Origin of the sequence: Streptomyces sp. SID14478 (genome assembly GCF_010548525.1) — a bacterium.
Classification (GTDB): domain Bacteria; phylum Actinomycetota; class Actinomycetes; order Streptomycetales; family Streptomycetaceae; genus Streptomyces.
Genome location: NZ_JAAGMG010000065.1, coordinates 1 through 424, shown reverse-complemented (window position 1 = coordinate 424; position 424 = coordinate 1). Strand labels below are relative to the sequence as shown.

The 424-nt window shown below is 77.6% G+C and carries 1 protein-coding gene; it reads left to right on the top strand.

The features are described 5' to 3' along the window. Window positions 1-17 precede the first annotated feature (17 nt). On the top strand, window positions 18-424 hold a 407-nt coding region (locus G3I40_RS02110; protein ID WP_343244797.1), incomplete at its 3' end, for an ATP-binding protein.

The following is a 424-nucleotide window of genomic DNA, read 5'->3' as shown; positions in this document are numbered from 1 at the left end:
GGGCGGAGCGGGCCGCCGTGCTCACCAGCGAGCTCGCCGGGAACCTGCTGCGGCACGCGGTGGGCGGCGCCGTCTACGTGCAGCGCCATCCCCAAGGGCGCGGGCTCGACGTGGTGGCGGTCGACCGGGGCCCCGGCATGGCCCGGCCCGACCGCGCCATGGTCGACGGCTTCAGCACGACCGGGACGCTCGGTTCCGGCATGGGAGCGGCGCGGCGCCTGGCCGACGAGCTGACGCTGCGCACCCTGCCCGGCGTCGGCACGCTGATCTGCGCCCGTTTCCACGCCCCCGGCAGCGGCCCGCTCCGTTCCGACATCGGCCTGCTGTGTCTTCCGGTGCGCGGCGAGGAGGCCTGCGGGGACAGCGCGGCCGTGGTGGAGGCGCCGGGCGGGCGCACCGCCGTGGTCGTCGACGGTCTCGGCCA